This is a genomic window from Micromonospora sp. DT48 (assembly GCF_049844495.1).
Classification (GTDB): Bacteria; Actinomycetota; Actinomycetes; order Mycobacteriales; family Micromonosporaceae; genus Micromonospora.
In genome coordinates this window covers 302305-323478 of the sequence record NZ_JBNCLE010000004.1, presented here as the reverse complement: position 1 = coordinate 323478, position 21174 = coordinate 302305, and the positions used below count along the sequence as shown (strand labels likewise).

General features: G+C 72.2%; 18 protein-coding genes. 10 read left to right on the top strand and 8 right to left on the bottom strand.

The genetic code is table 11. The features are described 5' to 3' along the window. Window positions 1–43: 43 nt before the first annotated feature. Window positions 44–1717 carry a phenylacetic acid degradation protein PaaN gene (gene paaN / locus ACLQ2S_RS02255; RefSeq protein WP_196222413.1) on the top strand — a complete coding sequence of 558 codons (1674 nt, stop codon included), beginning with the start codon at window positions 44–46 and terminating at the stop codon, window positions 1715–1717. Between the two features lie 91 nt (window positions 1718–1808). On the opposite strand, the gene ACLQ2S_RS02250 is transcribed toward paaN, so the two are convergent. Beyond that, window positions 1809–2339, bottom strand: a complete 531-nt coding sequence (locus ACLQ2S_RS02250; protein WP_155214439.1) for a GNAT family N-acetyltransferase — start codon at window positions 2337–2339, stop codon at window positions 1809–1811. A 211-nt stretch (window positions 2340–2550) separates the two neighbouring features. Between ACLQ2S_RS02250 and ACLQ2S_RS02245 the strand changes: the two genes are divergently transcribed. The 3 genes from ACLQ2S_RS02245 to groL all read left to right on the top strand — a co-directional run bounded on the left by ACLQ2S_RS02245 (window position 2551) and on the right by groL (window position 5885). Beyond that, complete coding sequence (locus ACLQ2S_RS02245) at window positions 2551–2754, top strand: cold-shock protein (protein WP_091594539.1); 204 nt, start codon at window positions 2551–2553, stop codon at window positions 2752–2754. A gap of 318 nt (window positions 2755–3072) precedes the next feature. Then, window positions 3073–3987 carry a hypothetical protein gene (locus ACLQ2S_RS02240; RefSeq protein ID WP_425701004.1) on the top strand — a complete coding sequence of 305 codons (915 nt, stop codon included), beginning with the start codon at window positions 3073–3075 and terminating at the stop codon, window positions 3985–3987. Window positions 3988–4262: 275 nt separating this feature from the next. Then, window positions 4263–5885, top strand: coding sequence for a chaperonin GroEL (groL, locus tag ACLQ2S_RS02235; protein WP_155214441.1), 1623 nt, complete (start codon window positions 4263–4265; stop codon window positions 5883–5885). 101 nt (window positions 5886–5986) lie between these two features. On the opposite strand, the gene ACLQ2S_RS02230 is transcribed toward groL, so the two are convergent. Together ACLQ2S_RS02230 and ACLQ2S_RS02225 are read right to left on the bottom strand one after the other, a co-directional pair. Next, window positions 5987–6118: a hypothetical protein gene (locus ACLQ2S_RS02230; RefSeq protein ID WP_255456573.1), complete on the bottom strand. Its 132-nt coding sequence runs from the start codon at window positions 6116–6118 to the stop codon at window positions 5987–5989. Between the two features lie 150 nt (window positions 6119–6268). Next, window positions 6269–8782: a S8 family serine peptidase gene (locus ACLQ2S_RS02225; RefSeq protein ID WP_425701003.1), complete on the bottom strand. Its 2514-nt coding sequence runs from the start codon at window positions 8780–8782 to the stop codon at window positions 6269–6271. 99 nt (window positions 8783–8881) lie between these two features. Here ACLQ2S_RS02225 and ACLQ2S_RS02220 point away from each other — a divergent pair, with 99 nt between their 5' ends. Together ACLQ2S_RS02220 and ACLQ2S_RS02215 are read left to right on the top strand one after the other, a co-directional pair. Then, window positions 8882–10705, top strand: a complete 1824-nt coding sequence (locus tag ACLQ2S_RS02220; protein WP_309222420.1) for a glycerol-3-phosphate dehydrogenase/oxidase — start codon at window positions 8882–8884, stop codon at window positions 10703–10705. An 84-nt stretch (window positions 10706–10789) separates the two neighbouring features. Beyond that, window positions 10790–11314 carry a hypothetical protein gene (locus ACLQ2S_RS02215; RefSeq protein WP_155214443.1) on the top strand — a complete coding sequence of 175 codons (525 nt, stop codon included), beginning with the start codon at window positions 10790–10792 and terminating at the stop codon, window positions 11312–11314. A 1-nt stretch (window position 11315) separates the two neighbouring features. Here the strand turns inward: ACLQ2S_RS02215 and ACLQ2S_RS02210 are convergent, their stop codons facing one another. Further along, window positions 11316–12716, bottom strand: coding sequence for an FAD-binding oxidoreductase (locus ACLQ2S_RS02210; RefSeq protein WP_425701002.1), 1401 nt, complete (start codon window positions 12714–12716; stop codon window positions 11316–11318). A 67-nt stretch (window positions 12717–12783) separates the two neighbouring features. On the opposite strand from ACLQ2S_RS02210, the gene ACLQ2S_RS02205 reads away from it, so the two are divergent. Further along, entirely contained in the window at window positions 12784–13098 is a 315-nt protein-coding gene (locus ACLQ2S_RS02205) for a DUF4031 domain-containing protein (RefSeq protein ID WP_425701001.1), read from the top strand. Here the strand turns inward: ACLQ2S_RS02205 and ACLQ2S_RS02200 are convergent. Further along, entirely contained in the window at window positions 13067–13705 is a 639-nt protein-coding gene (locus ACLQ2S_RS02200; RefSeq protein ID WP_425701000.1) for an HD domain-containing protein, read from the bottom strand. The two genes, ACLQ2S_RS02205 and ACLQ2S_RS02200, sit on opposite strands and share 32 nt — an antisense overlap. 114 nt (window positions 13706–13819) lie before the next feature. On the opposite strand from ACLQ2S_RS02200, the gene ACLQ2S_RS02195 reads away from it, so the two are divergent. Together ACLQ2S_RS02195 and ACLQ2S_RS02190 are read left to right on the top strand one after the other, a co-directional pair. Continuing rightward, the gene (locus tag ACLQ2S_RS02195; protein ID WP_425701051.1) at window positions 13820–15073 is read left to right on the top strand and encodes an FUSC family protein; all 1254 of its coding nucleotides are present in this window, start codon (window positions 13820–13822) and stop codon (window positions 15071–15073) included. 57 nt (window positions 15074–15130) lie between these two features. Next, window positions 15131–16633, top strand: coding sequence for a PrsW family intramembrane metalloprotease (locus ACLQ2S_RS02190; RefSeq protein WP_155214446.1), 1503 nt, complete (start codon window positions 15131–15133; stop codon window positions 16631–16633). 53 nt (window positions 16634–16686) lie between these two features. Here the strand turns inward: ACLQ2S_RS02190 and ACLQ2S_RS02185 are convergent, their stop codons facing one another. After that, entirely contained in the window at window positions 16687–16854 is a 168-nt protein-coding gene (locus ACLQ2S_RS02185; protein WP_166458800.1) for a hypothetical protein, read from the bottom strand. Between the two features lie 197 nt (window positions 16855–17051). Next, on the bottom strand, window positions 17052–17390 hold the full coding sequence (locus ACLQ2S_RS02180) for a GroES family chaperonin (protein ID WP_309222423.1): 339 nt from the start codon (window positions 17388–17390) through the stop codon (window positions 17052–17054). 169 nt (window positions 17391–17559) lie between these two features. Here ACLQ2S_RS02180 and ACLQ2S_RS02175 point away from each other — a divergent pair, with 169 nt between their 5' ends. Next, window positions 17560–18858, top strand: coding sequence for an AI-2E family transporter (locus tag ACLQ2S_RS02175; RefSeq protein ID WP_425700999.1), 1299 nt, complete (start codon window positions 17560–17562; stop codon window positions 18856–18858). Between the two features lie 91 nt (window positions 18859–18949). On the opposite strand, the gene ACLQ2S_RS02170 is transcribed toward ACLQ2S_RS02175, so the two are convergent. Continuing rightward, window positions 18950–21136 (bottom strand): ATP-dependent DNA helicase, encoded by a 2187-nt coding sequence (locus ACLQ2S_RS02170; protein ID WP_425701050.1) that lies wholly within the window; start codon window positions 21134–21136, stop codon window positions 18950–18952. Window positions 21137–21174 lie beyond the last annotated feature (38 nt).

Below are 21174 nucleotides of genomic sequence, written 5' to 3'. Positions count from 1 at the left end.
CGCCCCTACTGATCTGAGGGCTTGGTGTTGCATGATGGCGGGCATGACGGAGACCCCGCACCCCCTCTACGACAGGCACGCCGAGACCCTCAACCGCGCGCTGACCGCGATCGCGGAGCGGGGATACTGGTCCGCCTACCCGGAGTCACCCAGTCCACGGGTGTACGGCGAGACCGCCGCCGCCGACGGCAAGGCCGCCTTCGAGGCGTACCTGGGCGCGGACTTCCCGCTCGACCAGCCCGGCGACGGCGACCGGGTGGCCAGCGAGAGCAGCCCGTTCGGCGTGGCGCTGGGCGTCCGCTACCCGCACACCGACGCCGACCGGCTGATCGCCGCCGCATCCGCGGCGCTGCCCGCCTGGCGTGACGCCGGCCCGCAGGCCCGGGTGGGCGTCTGCCTGGAGATCCTCGACCGGCTGCACCGGAACATCTTCGAGCTGGCCAACGCGGTGCAGTTCACCAGCGGTCAGGCGTTCGTGATGGCCTTCCAGGCCGGTGGCGCGCACGCGCTGGACCGCGCGCTGGAGGCGCTCGCCTACGCGTACGCGGAGATGACCCGGCACCCGGGCACCGCCGGCTGGGAGAAGGCCGCTGGCAAGGGCGACCCGCTGCGGATGACCAAGACCTTCCACGTGGTGCCCCGGGGGGTGGCCCTGGTCGTCGGCTGCAACACCTTCCCGACCTGGAACTCGTACCCGGGTCTGTTCGCCTCGCTGGTCACCGGCAACCCCGTCGTGGTCAAGCCGCACCCGCGCGCCGTGCTGCCGCTGGCCATCACCGTCCGGTACGCCCGCGCGGTGCTCGCCGAGGCTGGCTTCGACCCGAACCTGGTCCAGTTGGCCCCCGAGGCACCCGGCGAGAAGCTCGCCTCGACCCTCGCCCTGCACCCCGCTGTGAAGATCGTCGACTTCACCGGCTCCACCGAGTACGGCGACTGGCTGGAGGCCAACGCCCGGCAGGCGGCCGTGTACACGGAGAAGGCCGGGCTCAACACGGTGGTGATCGACTCGACCGACGACTTCGTCGGGATGTGCCGCAACCTGGGCTTCACGCTGACGCTCTACAGCGGCCAGATGTGCACCACCTCGCAGAACATCCTCATCCCCCGGGGCGGCATCGAGACCGACCAGGGGCACAAGAGCTTCGACGAGGTGGCCGCCGGCATCGCCGCCGCGGTGGGCAAGCTCACCGGCGACCCGGCTCGGGGCGTGGAGCTGACCGGCGCGATCGTCAACGACGGGGTGTTGGAGCGGCTGGACGAGGTGACCAAGGTCGGCGTGCCGGTGCTGGAGTCGCGTACCGTCGAGCACCCGTCGTTCCCGGACGCGGTCGTGCGTACGCCGACCATCGTGAAGCTGGAGGCCGACGACACCGCGACCTACTCGCGGGAATGGTTCGGGCCGATCTCCTTCGTCATCGCCACCGACTCCACCGCACACAGCGTGGAGATCCTGCGCTCGACCGTGGGCGAGAAGGGTGCCCTCACCGCAGCGGTCTACTCCACCGACGGGGCGGTGCTGGACGCGGTCGAGGCCGCCGCGATCGAGGTCGGGGTGCACCTGTCGGCGAACCTCACCGGAGGCGTCTTCGTGAACCAGTCGGCGGCCTTCTCCGACTTCCACGGCAGCGGGGCGAACGCGGCGGCGAACTCGGCGCTGACCGACGGGGCGTACGTGGCCAACCGGTTCCGGATCGTGCAGAGCCGCCGGCACGCCTGAGCCGTGGCGGGCTCCGGGCGGACCGCCCCGGAGCCTCCGGCCCGGGCCTGTGTCGAAGTCCTCGGCTCGACCGAGGACTTCGACGCAGGCCCTATGCGGCCCGGCGCATATGGAGTTCGCGCAGGGTGGGGATGCCCGGGTGGGGCAGGCGGACGCCGGTGTCGACGAAGCCCAACCGCTGATAGGCGCGATAGGCACGGTCGTTGCCGACCACCACTTCGAGCATCAGCTCGTCGCGCCCGCAGGCCCGGGACCACTCCGCCACCCCGTCGACCAGATCCGCGAGCAGTCCGGTGCGTCGCCAGGTCGGGGTGATGTAGACGGCGTAGAGCACCGTCACCCGTCGCTCGGTCGGGTGGGCGACCCCGCCGACGTGCCCGACGAGTCGGCCGCCCGGATCCGCCACGAACTGCGCGGTGTGCCCACCGGCGGAGACCTGGGCGATCCGGGCGGCGTACTCGGCGTGCGGCCGGGCCGCGGCCTCGGCGATCGTCTCCAGGAACGCCAGCGGTGCGTCGGCGAGCATCTCCAGGCGCAGGGCACGCATGCGGGCCGCGTCGGCGGGCTCCACCCGGCGGACCACGGCACGGCGTGCGCCCGTCCGGTCGGCGGCGCTGGTCATCCCGCATGGATATCACAATGACGTCGGACGATGTGGCTGACTGTAATACGCCCGATTTGTGGTCGTGCACGGTCGTCACTGCTCGTGTAGCGTGCGATTTCGGTCACCCGTTTCGGCGGTCGTCGCCGATTGTCGAAACCAGTGATTTCCGGGGTGCCGGGGCGCCGGCGACCGGTGGTAGTGGAACGCCGTGCAGAGTGAGGAAAACACCGTGGCACAAGGCACCGTGAAGTGGTTCAACGCCGAGAAGGGCTACGGCTTCATCGCCGTCGACGGCGGGCAGGACGTCTTCGTCCACTTCTCCGCGATCGAGATGGACGGCTACAAGGCGCTGGACGACGGTCAGCGGGTGGAGTTCGAAATCGCCCAGGGGCAGAAGGGCCCGCAGGCCGAGCGGGTACGCGTCATCGGCTGAACGCGAAACACCCACCCCACTGACTGATCGTCGTCGGGTGGCGTGACCGTGGCCGGAGGGGGCTGCGATGCCGGTGCCCCACAAGGGAAGATCATGGGCCGTTCCAGCCGATGCTGAGGAGGGTCCATGTCCGACCAGCCGCCCCCGACGGGTCCGTCCGCCCACCCCCCGGGCGGGTGGGGGCCACCCGGCGGTTGGGTTGGGCAGCCGCCTCACCCCGCTGCGCCGCCGTACGGTGCCCCGGTTTATCCCGCTGCGCCGCCCCATGCCGCTGCGCCGCCGTACGGTGCTCCGGGTTATCCCGTACCACCGCCCGGGATGCCGTATCCCGGCCAGCCTGGTTACCCGGGCCATCCGGCACCCGGCGGCCACCACTCGGGCAGCCATGGACTCGGCCCGCCCGACGCGCTGGTCAACCCGCCCGGTGCCGGGCTGGAGGGCTGGCTCACGCGCCTGATGGGAGCGGTCCGCCGGGGCTGGCGCCAGTTGCTGCCGATCCTGCTGCTGACCCAGGTGGTGCCGGGGGCGCTGATATCGGGTCTGCTGCTGGTGTTCGACCGGACCGGGCAGTGGGAGGACGAGATAGCCGCCGGCGAGGTCCTGCCGGCCGCCTACTGGGCCGACCTGGGCTCGTTGTTCGCCGTGCTGGCGGGTGGCACCGCCCTGCTCGGCCTGGTGCAGGCCGCGGGCTGGGCTGCTGGCACCTGGGTGATCACCCGGCAGGCAAGCGGTGCGCCGGCCGACGTCTCGGCGGCACTGAACTACGGAGTACGCCGGGCACCCGCGCTGTGGGGTTGGACGCTCCTGGTCGGCTTCATCGTCACCATCGGCATGTTCTGCTGCTTCCTTCCGGGCCTCGTCGCCGGGTTCATGCTCAGCATGACCGGGCCGGTGTTCCTCTTCGAGCGGGCTGATCCGATCGGTCGTTCGTTCCAGATGTTCCGGAACCGGGCGGCTCTGCTGTCCAGCCGGGTGGCGTTGGTGGTGGGGGCGACACTGGTGTTCCTGCTGCTGACCACCCTGCTGGATCGGGCCTCGGTTCCGCTGTTCGGGGCGCAGCCCCTGACCTCGCTGGGTACGGCGTTGGGCGCCATCTCGATGGTGCTGGTGATCGCGGTGCTGATGCTGCCGGCCTACTTCGCGCAACTGGTCGGGTTCGTCGTCACGTACGCCGAGCAGCGGGCTCACGAGGGCCCGGTGAACAGCGCGCGACTGGTGGCCGAACTCCGCTGACCCGGGCCATCGTGCTTGCACTCGGCAGGGCAGAGTGCTAAACAAGTCATTGGCACTCGCATGGCGTGAGTGCCAGTTGGTCGGGACGGTGGGGCCTCGGTCGCACTCGTGGCATAACCACGGGTGAGGCACGTGGCCGGTCGTCGCGGGCTATCCGGCCCGGCCGAGGAGACGTCACCGTCGCCAGGTGGTGACGTCCCAAGGTGCGTACACCAGACGGCCCATCCGGGGCACACACTCGGGTGGCCCGTGAGTGTCCAGGAGGACAACGCCGTATGGCCAAGATGATCGCGTTCGACGAAGAGGCGCGCCGCGGCCTCGAGCGGGGCATGAACCAGCTCGCCGACGCCGTAAAGGTGACCCTCGGCCCCAAGGGCCGCAACGTGGTGCTCGAGAAGAAGTGGGGCGCCCCCACCATCACCAACGATGGTGTGAGCATCGCCAAGGAGATCGAGCTCGAGGACCCCTACGAGAAGATCGGCGCCGAGCTGGTCAAGGAGGTCGCCAAGAAGACCGACGACGTCGCCGGTGACGGCACGACGACGGCGACCGTCCTGGCCCAGGCACTCGTTCGCGAGGGTCTGCGCAACGTGGCCGCCGGTGCCAACCCGATGGCCCTGAAGCGGGGCATCGAGGCCGCCGTCGCCAACGTCTCGGAGGAGCTGCTGAAGCTCGCCAAGGACGTTGAGACCAAGGAGCAGATCGCCTCCACCGCCTCCATCTCCGCCGGTGACACCAGCGTCGGCGAGATCATCGCCGAGGCGATGGACAAGGTCGGCAAGGAAGGCGTCATCACCGTCGAGGAGAGCAACACCTTCGGGCTGGAGCTGGAGCTCACCGAGGGTATGCGCTTCGACAAGGGCTACATCTCGGCCTACTTCATGACCGACCCGGAGCGTATGGAGGCCGTCTTCGACGACCCGTACATCCTGATCGCGAACAGCAAGATCTCGTCGGTCAAGGACCTGCTCCCGATCCTGGAGAAGGTCATGCAGTCGGGCAAGCCGCTGCTGATCATCGCCGAGGACCTGGAGGGCGAGGCCCTGGCCACCCTGGTGGTCAACAAGGTCCGTGGCACCTTCAAGTCGGTGGCCGTCAAGGCGCCGGGCTTCGGTGACCGTCGCAAGGCCATGCTGACCGACATCGCCATCCTCACCGGTGGCCAGGTCATCAGCGAGGAGGTCGGCCTCAAGCTGGACGCCGTCGGCCTCGACATGCTGGGCCGCGCCCGCAAGGTCGTGGTGACCAAGGACGAGACCACCATCGTCGACGGTGCCGGCGACGCCGAGCAGATCCAGGGCCGGGTGAACCAGATCCGGGCCGAGATCGACAAGAGCGACTCCGACTACGACCGGGAGAAGCTGCAGGAGCGGCTGGCCAAGCTGGCCGGCGGCGTTGCGGTGATCAAGGTCGGCGCGGCCACCGAGGTCGAGCTCAAGGAGCGCAAGCACCGCATCGAGGACGCGGTCCGCAACGCCAAGGCCGCCGTCGAGGAGGGCATCGTCCCGGGTGGTGGCGTCGCGCTGGTCCAGGCCGGCAAGACCGCCTTCGACAAGCTCGACCTGGCCGGCGACGAGGCGACCGGTGCGCAGATCGTGAAGATCGCGCTGGACGCCCCGCTGCGGCAGATCGCGGTGAACGCCGGCCTTGAGGGCGGCGTCGTGGTGGAGCGGGTTCGCAACCTCGACTCGGGTCACGGCCTCAACGCCGCGACCGGCGAGTACGTCGACCTGCTGGCCGCGGGCATCATCGACCCGGCCAAGGTGACCCGTTCGGCGCTGCAGAACGCCTCGTCGATCGCCGCGCTGTTCCTCACCACCGAGGCCGTCGTGGCGGACAAGCCGGAGAAGACCCCGGCCGCCCCGGCTGGCCCGGGTGGCGGGGACATGGACTTCTGAGTCCAGCTCCAACGCCGAAGGGGGCGGGCCGCGTCAGCGGTCCGCCCCCTTCGGCGTTGTCTGGGCAGTCGGCGCCCCGGCCGCCGACGTCCTCCACCTGGTCAGGGTGGTCCGGAGACGCCGCCTCGGTGGCCGAACGGGTCGTCGGTGGCCGACCTGGTGACCACGTGTATCACCCCGCAGCACAGGGCCACGACGAGGGCCGGGACACCCAGCAGGACCAGAAGGGCCATGCCCCGCCACCGGGCTGTCGACGGCGGCGGGAGGGGAGCCGCCGCGCCGGGCGAATGACCATGCATGAAGCCGCAAGATAGCAGTTCAGGCGAGGTTGGATAACCCCGGAGCGAGATCCGCTCACGTCGGGTGGGAGCGTTCCTCCGCGATCATCCACGGGCGGCGGAGACCGCCGCGTACGCGTTGACCAGGCCGGCACCGACGAGGTTCGCCCCGCCACCACAGTCGTCGGTCTGCTCCCGGGGCGAGTCGCCGGTCTCGACCGGGTCGGCCGTCTCGGCCAGGATCCGCCGGGTCCGGTCCAGGTCGCCGACGAGTTCCGGATTGGCCGACCACATCAGCGCCACCACGCCGGCCACCTGAGGGGTGGCCATCGAGGTGCCGTCGAGTACGGCGTACCCGCCACCGGGCATCGCCGAGAGGACATCCTTGCCCGGTGCCATCAGGTCCGGCTTCGCCGCTGCGGTGACCGTCGGGCCCCGGGAGGAGAAGGCGGTGACCCGTCGCCGGTCGTCCACCGCACCGACGGTCAGCACGTCCGGGTACGGCGCGGGAGGATCCTGCACGGAGCCGCAGAACGGGCCGGTGTTGCCGGCCGCCGCGACGACCAGGATCCCGGCCGCCTCCAGCGCGGCGGTGGCCGGTCGCAGCGCCTGCGGGTCGCAGCCCTCGATCGGCGGGCAGCCCCACGAGTTGGTCAGGATCTCCGGTGCTCGCGCCGGTCGACCCTGCCGGAACGGGTCACCACCGGGTGGGAAGGGCGCCAGCATGAACTGGAGGCAGTCGAGGTAGGCGGCCGGATTGCCCAGGTTGCGGTCGAGGTTGACGCAGCCCACCCACCGCGCCCCCGGGGCCACGCCGATGCCGTCCCGGCCGACCGCACTGGCCATCGTGTGGGTGCCGTGCCCGCTGCGGTCGGTAGGTGACCGGGTGCCGTTCCACGGGTCGAACCACGAGTCGTCGCCGCCGCGGAAACCCTCGGCCAGGGTCGGATGCCGCCCGTCCACGCCGGAGTCGGAACTGCCCACGGTCACCCCGGCACCGGTGACGCCGAGTTCGGCCCAGACCCGATCCGCGCCGAGCATGGTGATGTTCCATGGTGGGCCGGACGGGGCGGCGGCGCTGCCGGTGGCGCTGGTCGCGGGCATCGGCAACGGACGCAGCCGTTGGCTGACCAGCACCCGGGCCACCTCGGGTCGGCTGGACAGCCAGGCCCGTACCGCCGGACCGCCCGCCACCTCGATCGCGTTGACCAGGTAGTAGGGGGTGTGTGGCAGCCGGGCCCGCCGCAGGTCCCGCCGTAGCTCGGCCTGGCTCCGGTCGGCGGTGTCGACCAACCGCCGGTAGACCTCCTCGGCGCGGGCGTCCCGACCCGCTCGACCTGAGCCGCCACCGATGTCGCTCAGGTCCGCCTGCTCCCGCAGCAGCACCAGGAGCCGCTCGCCGTGCAGCCCGGGTTGGCCGACCGTCGCGCCGACCAGGCCGACCGTGACCAGCAGCGTCAGCGCGCTCGCGGCGGCCAGCGTCCGATTGGGTACGCGGGCCGAGCGCCGCGCCAGCAGCAGCCCGTACCCGATCGCCAGCACCACGGCGACGACGAGCCCGGCACCGGTCGCGACCGCCACCCAGAACGGCACGTCGCGGGTGCCGACCAGCAGCAGGCTGACCTCCTCCGGGTCGGTGAACGCCAACGGGCCGAACACGCCGAGCCCGACCAGCCAGGCGGTCGGAGCCGAGCCCCGCGCCCCGCCCGGACGGCGGGCCACGGCGCGCAGCGCGGCCAGCGTGAAACCGACCGGCGGTAGCGTCACCAGCAGCGGCAGCTGCGCACCGGAGTGGCCGACGCCGGCGGCCACCAGGAGCAGCACCACTGCGGCGACGGACCCGCCCAGCAGCACCAGGCGGGCGGGCCGAGGCGGCTCGCCGGCCTCGAACCGAGCCCAGAACCGGGCGTCGAGCAGCGCCCCGGCCAGCGCGCCGACCGTCGCCGCGCCCAGCCCGGCGAGAACGGTCTCCAGCAGCCCGCCCAGCGCGCCGATCCACACCCAGGGCAGCAGCAGGGCGAGCCCGGCGGTGACCGCCAGCAGTACCGCCACTGACGGGCGCGCGTCCGATCGCGCCGGATGCCCGAGCCGCCCGGTCGCCCCCGCGCTCGGCTCCGTGGGCTCGGCGGCGACCGCCTCCGGACCGTCCGAGGGCTCGCCGGGGCGGTACGCGGCCGCTCCGGCCTCGGCGAGCCGACCGGGGCCGAGAACCCGGGCCGGCAGTCGGGTCGCCACCACCGTCAGCAGCCCGGCCATGGTGGCCAGCGCGGCGAGGTACGCCTCGTGGTGCACCGGAGGGATCGCCCGCAGCAGCCCGAGCACACCGAGTACGAGCGCCCCGGCGAGCCAGAGTCGGCCGGTGACGCGGACCGCCGCCGAGCGTGGCACGAGGGCCAACGGCAGCGCCGCAGCGGCGATCAACAGCACGGTGAACAGGCCGACCACCGGCCAGAGCGGCACCAGCCGGTCCAGACCGCCGATCAGCACCACCTGGTCGACGGCCCAACCGCCGGTCTGCGTCACGATCGTGACCGCGACCGTCCAACAACCGGCGAGAACCGCCGCCACGATCGCCCAGGGGCTACCGGTCGAGCCGGGTGTGGTGTGTTCCGCCCGCATCCGCACACAGTACGACCCCAACCCTGGCGGCCGGGGCGACTGATCCGGCCCCCGTGCCGCCACGTGTCGACGGTGGGTCGGGACGGTTACCGTGGACGGGTGCGTGATCCGTTCGTACCGCGGTCCGTTGCCGGACAGCTCTCGCCCGCCCGCCGCGCCGCCGACCTGCGTCGGTTGCGCGCCGAGCGGTTCGACGTGCTGGTGATCGGAGGCGGGGTGACCGGCGCCGGAGCGGCCGTCGACGCCGCGTCCCGGGGCCTCAAGGTGGCCCTGGTGGAGGCGCGTGACTTCGCCGCCGGCACCTCCAGCCGGTCCAGCAAACTGATCCACGGTGGTCTGCGTTACCTGGAGCAGTTGGAGTTCGGCCTGGTGCACGAGGCGTTGACCGAGCGCGGGCTGCTGGCCACCCGGCTGGCACCGCACCTGGTGCGGCCGGTGCCGTTCCTGGTGCCGCTCCCCGCCGGTCAGAGCCTGCGTGACCTGCCGGCCCGCCTGCTGCGTCGGGCCTACTACGGCGCCGGGGTGGCCGCGTACGACGCGTTCGCCGGAGTCTTCGGCGGCGGCCGGGGCATGCCGCTGCACCGACACCTGAGCCGGGAGGGGGCCCGTCGGGTCTTCCCGAGCCTGCGCTCTGACGCGGTGTCCGGCGCGATCCGCTACCACGACGGGCAGGTCGACGACGCCCGCCTGGTGGTCACCCTGGCCCGCACGGCGGCCAGCCTGGGCGTGACGGTGGTCAGCAGTACCCGGGCGGTCGGGCTGATCCGCCAGGCACGGGAGGTCACCGGGGTCCGGGTCCGTGACCTGGAGGCACCCGTCGGCTCAGCCGATGCCGAGTTCGAGGTGGGCGCGCGTACGGTCATCGCCGCCACCGGCGTCTGGACCGACGACATGTCCCGGATGCTCAACGACGTCGGGCTGCGCCCGGGTATCCGGGTCCGGGCGTCCAAGGGCGTGCACCTGGTGGTGCCCCGCTCGGCGATCACCGGTGAGACCGGGCTGATCCTGCGTACGGCCACCAGTGTCCTGTTCGTCATCCCCTGGGGCGGGCACTGGATCATCGGCACCACCGACACCGACTGGCGGCTGGACCGTTCGCACCCGGCGGCCTCCGCCAGCGACATCGACTACCTGCTCCGGCAGGTCAACACGGTGCTGGACCGTCCGCTGACCACCGCCGACATCGAAGGTGTCTACGCCGGGCTGCGCCCGCTGCTGGCCGGCGAGGCGGACTCCACCTCGAAGCTGTCCCGGGAGCACGCGGTCATCGAGCCGATGCTCGGGCTCCTGTTGGTGGCCGGTGGCAAGTACACGACGTACCGGGTGATGGCCGCCGACGTGGTGGACCGGGCGGTGCGCCGGCTCGGCAGCCGGCGGGTGTCGCGTACGGCTGACCTGCCGCTACTCGGCGCGGACGGGTACGGGGCCATGTGGCGGGACCGGGCGGACCTGGCCCGCCGCCACGGGTTGCCGGTGGGCGTGGTGGAGCACCTGCTGGAGCGCTACGGCAGCCTCACCATCGACCTGCTCGCCATGATCGACGCTGATCCGTTGCTGGCCTCACCGCTGGCCGGTGCGCCGGAGTATCTCGCCGCCGAGGTGACGTACGCGGCCCGCGCCGAGGGGGCGTTGCACCTGGAGGACGTGCTGACCCGGCGTACCCGGATCTCGTTCGAGACGGCACACCGGGGCCTGGAGTCGGCCGAGCACGCGGCCGAGCTGATGGGCGCGGTGCTGGGCTGGGACGCGGCGACCCGGGACCGCGAGGTGGCCCACTACCGGGCCCGGGTGGAGGCCGAGCGGCAGTCCCAGCTGATGCCGGACGACGCGACCGCCGACGCCGCCCGACTCGGTGCCCCTGACGTGCGGGGTTACGCGGCGGATCGGGGTGCCGACGACGGCGCGGCGGGCCTGGCCCGCTGACGGATCCACTCGGGAACCACCGGTCACGGATGTCCGTCCGACGGGTTACGCTCCCTACCTACGGTGGGGTAAGTTCCGCGAGTGATGGCGCTTTCCCGATCACGACTGGCCTTCCTACCCGGCGTCGCCCTGCTGGCGATCGTCCTCGGCGGCTGTGCGTCCTTCGGTGACCGCTCCGAACCACCCGTGGAGGCGAGCGCGCCGGCCGCCGACCAGCCCGGCGGCACGGGAGCCACCACCACCGGCAAGGGGCGGGTCAGCCTGCTCCAGAACCACGGTCCCGACGGCCCGCTGCGCACCCTGAACGTGGAGCCGGACGGCCGGTGGGAGTGCATCGACTGCGCCGGTGACGGGGTCACCTCGACCGGGGCGCTGAGCGAGGAACAGCGGGAACGGTTGCAACAACTCCTGGCCGAACCGGAGCTGGCACAGGAGACCGACGAGGCCCGGGGATACCGGGTCAGCTGCGTCGGCGCCCTCACCTCCAGCCTGCTGACCTCGGTCGGCCTGATCACCTCGCAGGACTGCCCGGGGGAGGAACGCCCACCCGTGGCCGAGGAGATCCTGCTGCTGCTCACCCAGAACACCCCCGCCGAGATGGTCGGCTAGGTCAGAGCACCTTCCCGGGGTTGAGCAGGCCCGTCGGGTCCAGCGCCGCCTTGATCGCCTGATGCACGCGTACGCCCACCGGGCCGATCTCCCGGGCCAGCCAGTCCCGCTTGAGCAGGCCGACGCCGTGCTCACCGGTGCACGTACCGCCCAGTTCCAGCCCCAGCCGCATGATCTCGTCGAAGGCCCGCCGACCGCGTTCCAGGCTCGCCGGATCCGCCCGGTCGACCACGATGTTGGGGTGCATGTTGCCGTCCCCGGCGTGGCCGACCACACCGATCGGCACCTGGCACTCGGCCGCGATCCGGGTCACCCCGTCGAGCAGGGCGGCGAGCGTTCCCCGGGGCACCGCCACGTCGTCGATGATCAGACCGCCGTTGCCACCCGGGTACGTGTCCGCGGCGTACTTCTCCATCGCCGAGTGGGCCAACCGCCGGGCCTGCAACAATGCGGCGGCCTCCACGGCGTCGTCGGCCGCGTAGACCTCCTCGGCCCCGGCGGCCTCGCAGACCCTGGCCAGTTCGGCGAGGTCCGCCGCCGCTCGGGGGCCGGTGTCGGCCGCAGCCAGCAGCAGCGCCTCGGCGTCGGTGCGCAACCCCATCGGCCGGTACGCCTCGATCGCGACCAGGTGGGTGCGGTCGAGTAGTTCCAGCAGGCTGGGGGAGAGCCCCTGAGCGGCGATCCGCGCCACCGCCTCGCCGGCCTGGGCGGTCGAGCCGAACACCGCCACCAGGGTCAACGACTCCGCCGGAGCGGGCCGCAGCGCCACGGTCACCTCGGTGATCACCCCGAGCGTGCCCTCCGAGCCGACGAAGAGTCGGGTCAGGTCGTAGCCGGCCACCCCCTTGGCCGTACGCCGCCCGGTGCGCAGCACCTCGCCGGAGGCGAGCACCACCTCCAGACCGAGCACGTACTCGGTGGTCACGCCGTACTTGACGCAGCACATGCCACCCGCGTTGGTGGCGACGTTGCCGCCGATGGTGGACGACTCCCAGGAACCCGGGTCCGGCGGGTACCACAGACCGTGCTCACCGACTGCGGCGGTGAGCGCGGCGTTGACCACTCCCGGCTGGACGACCGCGATCCGACTGACCGGGTCGATCTCCAGGATCGCGTCCATCGCGGTCGTGCTGACCACCACCGCGCCGTCGACCGCGTTCGCCGCGCCCGCCAGCCCGGTCCGCGCACCCTGCGGCACCACCGGTGCGCCGTGCCGTCCGGCCGCCCGGACCACCGCGACCACCTCCTCGGTGGTGCGGGGCCGGGTCACCACCAGCGGCGTACCCGACGCGCACAGGTCGGCCTCATCCCGCTCGTACGTGCGCAGCAGGTCCGCATCGGTGAGCACCGCGTCCGGCCCGAGGGCGGCACGTAGGTCGTCGAGGAGGGGGGAGGTGGCCATGCGGCCGAGGCTACGGCCGACCGTCGGTGATCATCAACCCGCGCCGACACCCGGTACGGTGGCTGCCGTGATCTACCTGGACCGGCCGTCCTGGCCGGGGCGCGGCCGTCTCTGGTCGCACCTGATCAGCGACGTCTCCCTCGCCGAACTGCACGTCTTCGCCGAGCTGCTGGGCGCGCCCCGGAAGGGCTTCGACCGGGACCACTACGACATTCCTGCGGAGCGTTTTCCGATGGCTGTCTGGCTCGGCGCGCGGGTCGTCTCCAGCCGCGACATCGTCAGGCTGCTCCGAGCCGCCAACCTCCGCCGCCCCAAACACCTCAACCCGCCCCGACCCCGCCCGCACGAGGTCAGCGGGACAGACGCGCCAGTTCGCGGGTGAGGTTGGCGCGCGCGGGGTGACTCCAGCGGGCGGCCAGGGCGGGGATGCGGTAGAGGGAGGGCAGGGCGAGCAGGCCGGAGAGCACCCGGGCGCGGCCGACCCGGTAGTCCGGTTCGGGCACGTGGGCGTACTCCCGGCGGATCGCCGTGGCGTACCTGTCGTAATCCGGTTCCGGTGCGGCCAGCACGGCCAGGTCGGCGTCGCAGAGCAGCGCCCCGTCGGCGTCTGACGGATCCACCGCGTGCCCGGCGGTGAGCAGGATCAGCCGATGCACCTCGGCCACCTGGTCGGCGGGTAGGCCCAGCCGGGTGAGCAGGGCGTCGGCCAGCGCCGCGCTGTCGCGTTCGTTGCGGTCGCCGGAGGCGCGCGGGTCGTACACCGCGTCGTGGCACCACGCGGCGAGCCGGACCAGATCGGGGTGCGGCGCGGTCGAGGCGTACTGGTCGATCACGTCCAGCATGGCGGCCAGGTGGGTGAGCGTGTGGTAGTGCCGGTGCGGCTCCTGCCACCGTTCGAGCAGCTCGGCCCCCACCGCGTCGACCACCGCCGGATCGACCGCACCGGCAGCCCGTGCGGTGGTACGCCATCGTTCGATGAACCCCGTCACCCGGTCGAGTCTGCCCCATCCGGCGACGGGCCGTCATCGCTGCCTCCCGTCCGGATGGGTGGGTCGCTTCGGCGGGAATGTCCGGGCGTGACGTGGGTAGTCCCGGCCATGGCAGTGGCCAGGGAGCGGGTTTCTCGGCTGCTGCGCCGCAGCACGCCGGACGGCCGATCCGACATCGACACGGCCCGGATCTCCGAGGCGGTGGCGCAGCTGCACCACCGTGGGAAGGCCACCCTGCGCGATCGCCTGCACCGGGTACGTCTGTCGCTCGGCGTGGCCGCCCAGGCAGGTCTGGCGGCCGGGCTGGCCTGGCTGGCCGCGCACGAGCTGTTGGGTAACCCGCAGCCGGTCTTCGCCCCGATCTCCGCTGTCGGCACCCTGGCCGTATCGGTAGGGCAGCGGTTCCGCCGAACCATCGAGCTGATCCTCGGGGTGGGTGTCGGGGTGGCCGTCGGCGACCTGCTGGTCTATTTCCTCGGCACCGGCCCGTGGCAGCTCGCCCTGGTGGTCACCGCTGCCATCGTGCTGACGGTCTTCGCCGGGGGTAGCGTCGCCGTGGTCATCCAGGCCGCGGCGACGGCGGTGCTGATCGTGACGCTCAGCCCGTCGGTCGAGGACCTGGAGATACCCCGCTTCATCGACGCCCTGGTCGGTGGCAGTTGCGCCCTGCTGGTCACCGCGATCCTGCTGCCGCTCAACCCGTTACGGGTGCTCAACCGCGCCGCCAGACCGGCGCTCATCCTCCTCGCCGACCAGCTCGACCTCGCCGCCGAAGGGCTGGGGGAACAGGATCGTGACAAGATCCAGACTGCGCTGGAGCGGCTGCGAGACAACAAGGAGGAGTTGGCCACCTTCTCCGAGGCGATCGAGGGTGCCAAGGAAACCGCGATGCTCTCCCCGGCCCGCTGGCACCGACGCAGCGAACTCACCCACTACGCGGAGGCGGCCGACCCGATCGAACGGGCGATGCGTAACAGCGGCACGCTGATCCGTCGCGCGGTGACCCTGGTGGAGGACGACGAGCCACTCCCGGAACCGATGCCGGACGCGGTCGGTCACCTGGCCGAGTCGGTACGCCTGCTCCAGAAGGAGTTCGCCCAGGGCGACGAGCCCGAGAAGGCCCGGGAGCGGGCGCTGCGCGCCGTCAGCGAGGCCGGCCGGGCGTACGGCCGTGGGGTCGGGTTCTCCGGCAGCGTGGTGGTGGCACAGGTGCGTACCACCGCCAGTGACCTGCTGGTGGCCTCCGGTCTCAGCCAGGAGGAGGCGAACCGGCTGGTGCGGCGTTCCTTCGGTGAGCTGGAGCGACCGGGAGCACCGGCCGGACCGGAGCCGGCCGTGCAACAACCCACCGCGCCCCCGGTCGGCTGACCACCGGGGGTGGCCGTGCGCCCGGACCGACGGGCCGGGCATGACTACGCTGATCGCATGGCCGTCACCCCGTCCGGCGGATCTCTGCCGCCGTCACCGTACGTGCCCGCTGCGCCCGGCGCGGATGGTGGCGTACCCGGAATGCCACGACGCCGGCTCAGCTGGCGGCGGGCGCTGGTGCTGGTCGGGGTGATCATCCTGATCGCGGCCTGCGCGATCTTCATGCTCTTCACGCTCGGCACCAGCCTCGGCTCGGAGGCGTTGCTGGTCGGAACCGCCGCGGCGGTGCTGCCGGTCCCGGTGCTGGTGGCCTGCTTCCTCTGGCTCGACCGGTACGAGCCCGAGCCGCTGAAGTACCTCGTCTTCTGCTTCGCCTGGGGCGCTTTCGTCTCCACCGCGGCGTCACTGATGGTCAACGAGACGGCCGCCGGCTGGTTCGAGGACCAGGGCCTACCCGTCGCGCTCACCGCCGTCCTGGTGGCGCCCTTCATCGAGGAACTGACCAAGACCCTGGGCCCGATCCTGCTGCTGGTGTTCCGGCGGCGGGAATGGTCCGGCATCACCGACGGCCTCGTCTACTGCGGGCTCTCCGCGATCGGCTTCGCCATGGTGGAGAACATCCTCTACCTCGGTGGACACGGCTACGCCTCGGGTGTCGAGCAGTACGGCCCGGCGACCGGTGCGCAGCAGGTCATCGCGATCTTCATCGTCCGGATCCTGCTCTTCGGGTTCGCCCACCCGTTGTTCACCTCGATGGCCGGTATCGGACTCGGCATCGCCGCGCGGTCGGCGGACCGGCGGGTGCGGTTCTTCGCCCCCCTCGCCGGGCTGCTCCTGGCGATGATGCTGCACGGGACGTGGAACCTGCTGCCGACGCTGACCCAGGCCACGGGCGAGGTGCTGATCTCGATCTTCGGCTTCGTCGGCGTGATGGTTCCGATCTTCTTCGGCATGGTCGGTCTGGCGGTGTGGCTGCGCGCCTGGGAGGGGCGGCTCACCGAGCGGGTGCTGCCGGACTACGTGCGGGCCGGTTGGCTGACGCCGCCGGAGGTGGCGGCGTTGAGCAGCCTCGGCCGACGCCACGCGGCCCGGGTATGGGCCCGGCGGGTGGCCGGCGACGCCGGTCTCCGGGCGATGCGCGGCTACCAGTTCGCGGCGACCCGGCTGGCCCTGCTCCGGGATGGTGCGACGCGTGGTCTGGACCGCCGACCGGTCGACCGGGACCGGACGGCCCGGGAGGAACAGGAGCTACTGAACTCGATCGCCGCGTACCGGTCGTACTTCGTGGGTCGAGACCCGCAGTCGCCGGTCGGTGTCTGGGACGGGCACCGCTACCACCTGCGTTTCCCCGACGGCTCGCAGCGAGCGGTGGAAGCACCGGAGGAACCGGTGGTGCCGATTCCGGTGGTGCTCACCCCACCGCCTCCGCCGCCCGTCTCCCCCGGCGGCTACGGCCACCCGGGCTGGCCCAGCCCCGCCGGCTCCTGGCCGCCCGGCCCCGGTCCCGCCGGCCACTGGCCACCGGGCCCCGGCGGCTCGTGGCCACCCGGCCACCGCTGAGCGTCGGCACCTGGCCACCGCCGCCCGCCCGTCGACCGGGTCGGGCGGCGGACTCAGGTCATCAGGCTGGTGAGGAAGTCTCCGAGCCCCTGCGCCATCATCATCAGGGCCGCACCGATCGCCTTGAACATCTGCGCGGCGCCCTCCGGCCGGAACGCCATGAAGTAGATCAAGAACGCGAGGCTTCCCCAGGCCAGCACCTTCTTCACGAATACCGGCATCGTCCCTCCCCAGGCCGGTGGTGCGGCTGGCTTCCCGCCGGGGAGCGCGGCAAACGACGCGTGGGCCGATCGAGGGGCGGCAGGGGTGGTCCCGGTGGGCTCAGCGGCGGGCAGGACGGCGCCGGGCGGCTGGTCGCGCCGCGCCGCATCCGGCGTGACCGGCTCCGAACGGGTCACCCAGATGGCGACCGCTCGCGTCAGAGGTAGAGCCCGGTCGCGTCTTCCTCGATCCGCTCGGCGGCCACCGCGTGCACGTCGCGTTCCCGCAGCAGGACGTATTCGCGGCCGTGCAGCTCGACCTCGGAGCGGTCGTCGGGGTCGAACAGCACTCGGTCGCCGGAGACGATGGAGCGTACGTTGGGGCCGACGCCGACCGCGGTTGCCCACGCCAGCCGTTTGCCCACGGCTGCGGTAGCGGGAATCACGATGCCGGCGCTGGAACGCCGCTCTCCATCGCTGCCCTCTATCCGCACCAGCACACGGTCGTGCAGCAGCCGGATGGGCAGGCCAGTGTCGAGGTTCGGGTCGGCGGTCACGCCGCAGACGCTACCGTGTCCGTCCCCGTCGGATGTCGGTGGTATTCCGGTTAGCGCACGCAGTGAGCGGGGCACTGTGGGTGGTGAAATTCGTCCTACCCTCGACCGGTCGGGCGTATCCTGTCCGACCTGACGCAGAGCGCGGGCCGAGATCTGCCGGGAGGTGCGCTTGAGTCGCTTCGAGCGGTTACGCGGACGGCTGCGTCGCGCGTACGAGTCGGGCCGGGACGCGGTCCGTGCGGGTCGTCAGACGCCACCCGACGTTCCGGAGCCGGCGCGGGTGGCCTCGCCGTCGAGCCCCGGGCCGGAGGCGCCGACGTCGGCGACCGTGGTCGATGCCGAGACGCCCACCCCGGTCCACAACTCCACCTCCAGCCGCGACGACGCCGACGTGCCGCACGCGTTGCGGATCGCCGCCGCCTGGTGCTGGCGACTGATCGTCATCGGCATCGTCTTCTGGGCGTTGCTGAGACTCGTCAGCATGATCAGCATCGTGATCATCCCGTTGGCCGTGGCGCTGCTGCTGTCGGCGCTGCTGGCACCTGCGGTCGGCTGGCTGCTACGGGCCCGGCTGCCGAGATCGCTGGCGACCGCAGTGGTGCTGGTCGCCGGGTTGGCCGGGGTGATCGGCACGCTCACCCTGGTGGTGAACGAGTTCATCAAGGGCGTTCCGGAGCTGACCGAGAAGTCGACCCAGGGTCTGCAGCAGATCCAGGACTGGCTCAAGACGGGGCCGCTGCACCTGTCGGACAACGACCTCGACCGGTTTATCGAGGAGACCCAGCAGTGGGTCAACAACAACACCGAGCGCTTCACCAGCGGTGCCCTCTCCACCGCAGCCACCCTGGCCGAGGTGCTGACCGGGATCGTGCTGGTCCTCTTCGCGACCTTCTTCTTCCTCCGCGACGGTGCGGTGATCTGGCGTTTCCTGGTCCGGATGCTGCCGGTGGCGGCGCGCTGGAAGGTCGACGACGCCGGCCGGGCCGCCTGGGCGACGCTCGTCGCCTACGTCCGGGCGACGGTGCTGGTCGCCTTCATCGACGCCGTCGGCATCGGCATCTTCCTGGTGATCTTCGACATCCCGTTCGCCTTCCCACTGGCCGCCCTGGTCTTTCTCGGCGCGTTCATCCCGATCGTCGGGGCCACCCTCTCCGGGGGCGTGGCGGTGCTGGTGGCGTTGGTCGACAGCGGTCCGGTGACCGCGTTGATCATCCTTGGCGTGGTGATCGGCGTACAGCAGGTGGAGGGGCACGTCCTCCAGCCGCTGATCATGGGTAGGGCGGTGGCCATCCACCCGCTCGCAGTGATCATCGGTCTGGCGGCCGGCGTGGTGCTCGCCGGGATCACCGGCGCGCTGGTCTCGGTGCCCATCATCGCGGTGCTCAACACGGCGATCCGCCGCCTCGCTGCCCGGAGCGTCCCGGACACCCCGCCGGACGCCGTCGTCGTCGCCTCCCGCGCGCCCTGAGCGCTTCAGGAGGCCGAGCCCTGCCGCGCCGGCCCGAGACGACGACCGGGCCGCGCGGCGGGGCCGCGACTCGGCGGTGTGGCGGGGTCGCTCAGCTCGCCCCGAGGCGGGTCAGCGCGCCCCGGGCCACCTCCGGGCGGGTCGTGTACCAGAACGGTGGCAGCGAGCGGCGCAGGAACGAGCCGTAGCCGCGCGCCGTCTCCAGCCGGGAATCGAGCACCGCGACCACGCCCCGGTCACCGTTGGCGCGGATCAACCGGCCCACGCCCTGTGCCAGCCGGACCGCCGCGATCGGGACGCTGACCGCCGCGAAACCGGAGCCGCCCTTGGCGTCGACCGCCGCCGCGCGGGCCGCGGCGAGTGGTTCGTCGGGGCGCGGGAAGGGGAGCCGGTCGATGACCACCAACTGGCACGAATCCCCTGGGACGTCGACGCCCTGCCAGAGCGACATCACCCCGAACAGGCAGCTCGACCGTTCCTCCCGGAAGCGCCGGACCAACAACGGCAGCGCCTCCTCACCCTGTAGCAGCACCGGCAGGTCGGTCCGGGCGCGCAGCAGCTCCGCCGCCTGCTGCGCGGCCCGTCGGGAGGAGAAGAGCCCGAGCGTACGCCCGCCGAGCGCGGTGACCAGCGCGAGCAGTTCCTCCCCGGCGGCCTCGGGCAGCCCGGAGGCCCCTGGGCGGGGCAGGTGGGCGGCCACGTAGAGGATGCCCTGCCGGGGATAGTCGAACGGCGAGCCGACATCCAGCGAACGCCACCCGAGCCCGGAGTCGGTCAATCCGTCCGCTGCGTCGGCCTGGGCCGACGCGTCACCCGTCGAGTCGTCCGGCCTCGTCGGCCGCCGGGTGGCCTCGGCCAGGGCGGTGGCGGCCGGTGAGGGTGGGCTGGGCGGCGGCGAGTCGAGGCCCAGCGCCCGGGCGACCGTGTCGAACTGACCGCCGAGCGCGAGCGTGGCCGAGGTGGCCACCACCGTCCGCTCGTCGAAGAGATGGGTGGCGAGGGTGCCGGCCACCGAGAGTGGAGCCACCACCAGCGCCCGCCGTCCGGTGACGTCGTTGCGCTCCACCCAGGCCACGTCGTGCTCGGCTTCCTCGAGCAGTCGCTGGGCGGTGGTGGACAACTCGTCGAGGACCGCCTTGGCCTGCTGCTTGCGCACCGGGTCGGGGTCGTCGGCCTTGACGTCGCCGATGCTGTCCAGGGCGGTACGGGTGGCACCGTCCAGCAGCGTGCACGCCTCCCGCAGCGCAGCGGGCAGCCCGCTGGTGATCCGCCCGGCCGGCGCCTCGGCCAGCCCGACCGCGAGGGCGTCGCCGGACTCGGTCAACGCCTCGGCGGTCTCCGGCCGCAGCAGCGGGCGGGCCCGCCGGGCGGACCGGTCGATCAGCTCCGGGGTCAGTTCCGCCTGGGCCGCCGAGGAGACCCGGTCGGCCAGTTCGTGGGCCTCGTCGACGATCAACAACCGGTGCGGCGGGACGATGTGCCGGCCGGCCAGCATGTCGACGGCGAGCAGGCTGTGGTTCGTCACCACGATGTCCGCCTCCCGGGCGCGGGCCCGGGACGCCTCGGCGAAGCACTCCGCGCCGTACGGGCAGCGGGCGGCGCCGACGCACTCGCGGGCCGGCATGGAGACCAGCCGCCACGTCTGGTCGTCGACGCCCGGGTCCAACTCGTCGCGGTCACCGGTGTCGGTCTCCAGGGCCCAGTCCCGTAGGCGCTGGATCTGCTTGCCCAGCCGACCGGCCTCACCGAGCCAGCGGGTGCCGCCGGTCCGCTCGGCGGGGGCGTCGAAGAGGGTGTCCTCCGGTTCGTCCGCTGTGGAGTTCTCCAGTCGGGCCATGCAGAGGTAGTGGTGCCGGCCCTTGAGCACGGCGAACGTGGGACGTCGCCCGAGCAGCGGTTCGACCGCGTCGGCCAACCGGGGCAGGTCGTGCTCCACCAGTTGCGACTGCAACGCCAGGGTGGCGGTGGAGACCACCACTGGGCCGTCCACGGTCAGTGCCGGGGCGAGGTAGGCCAGGGACTTGCCGGTGCCCGTGCCCGCCTGCACCAGCAGGTGGTCTCCGCTGCTGACGCACTCCTCGATGGCCTTGGCCATCCGCTGCTGACCGGGACGGGCGGTACCGCCGGGCACCGCTGACACCGCGGCGGACAACAGCTCGGCGCCGCTCGGCCGGTCGCCCCGACGGCGGGTCTTCGCGTGGGCGGTGCCGGTGGCGATGCGGGGCGGAGTCACCGTGGCACGGTACCCGTCGGGGCGGACGTGGTTGCTACCCCGCAGTCGTGTCGCGGGTCGTGCCGAGCGGAGATGTCACCGCC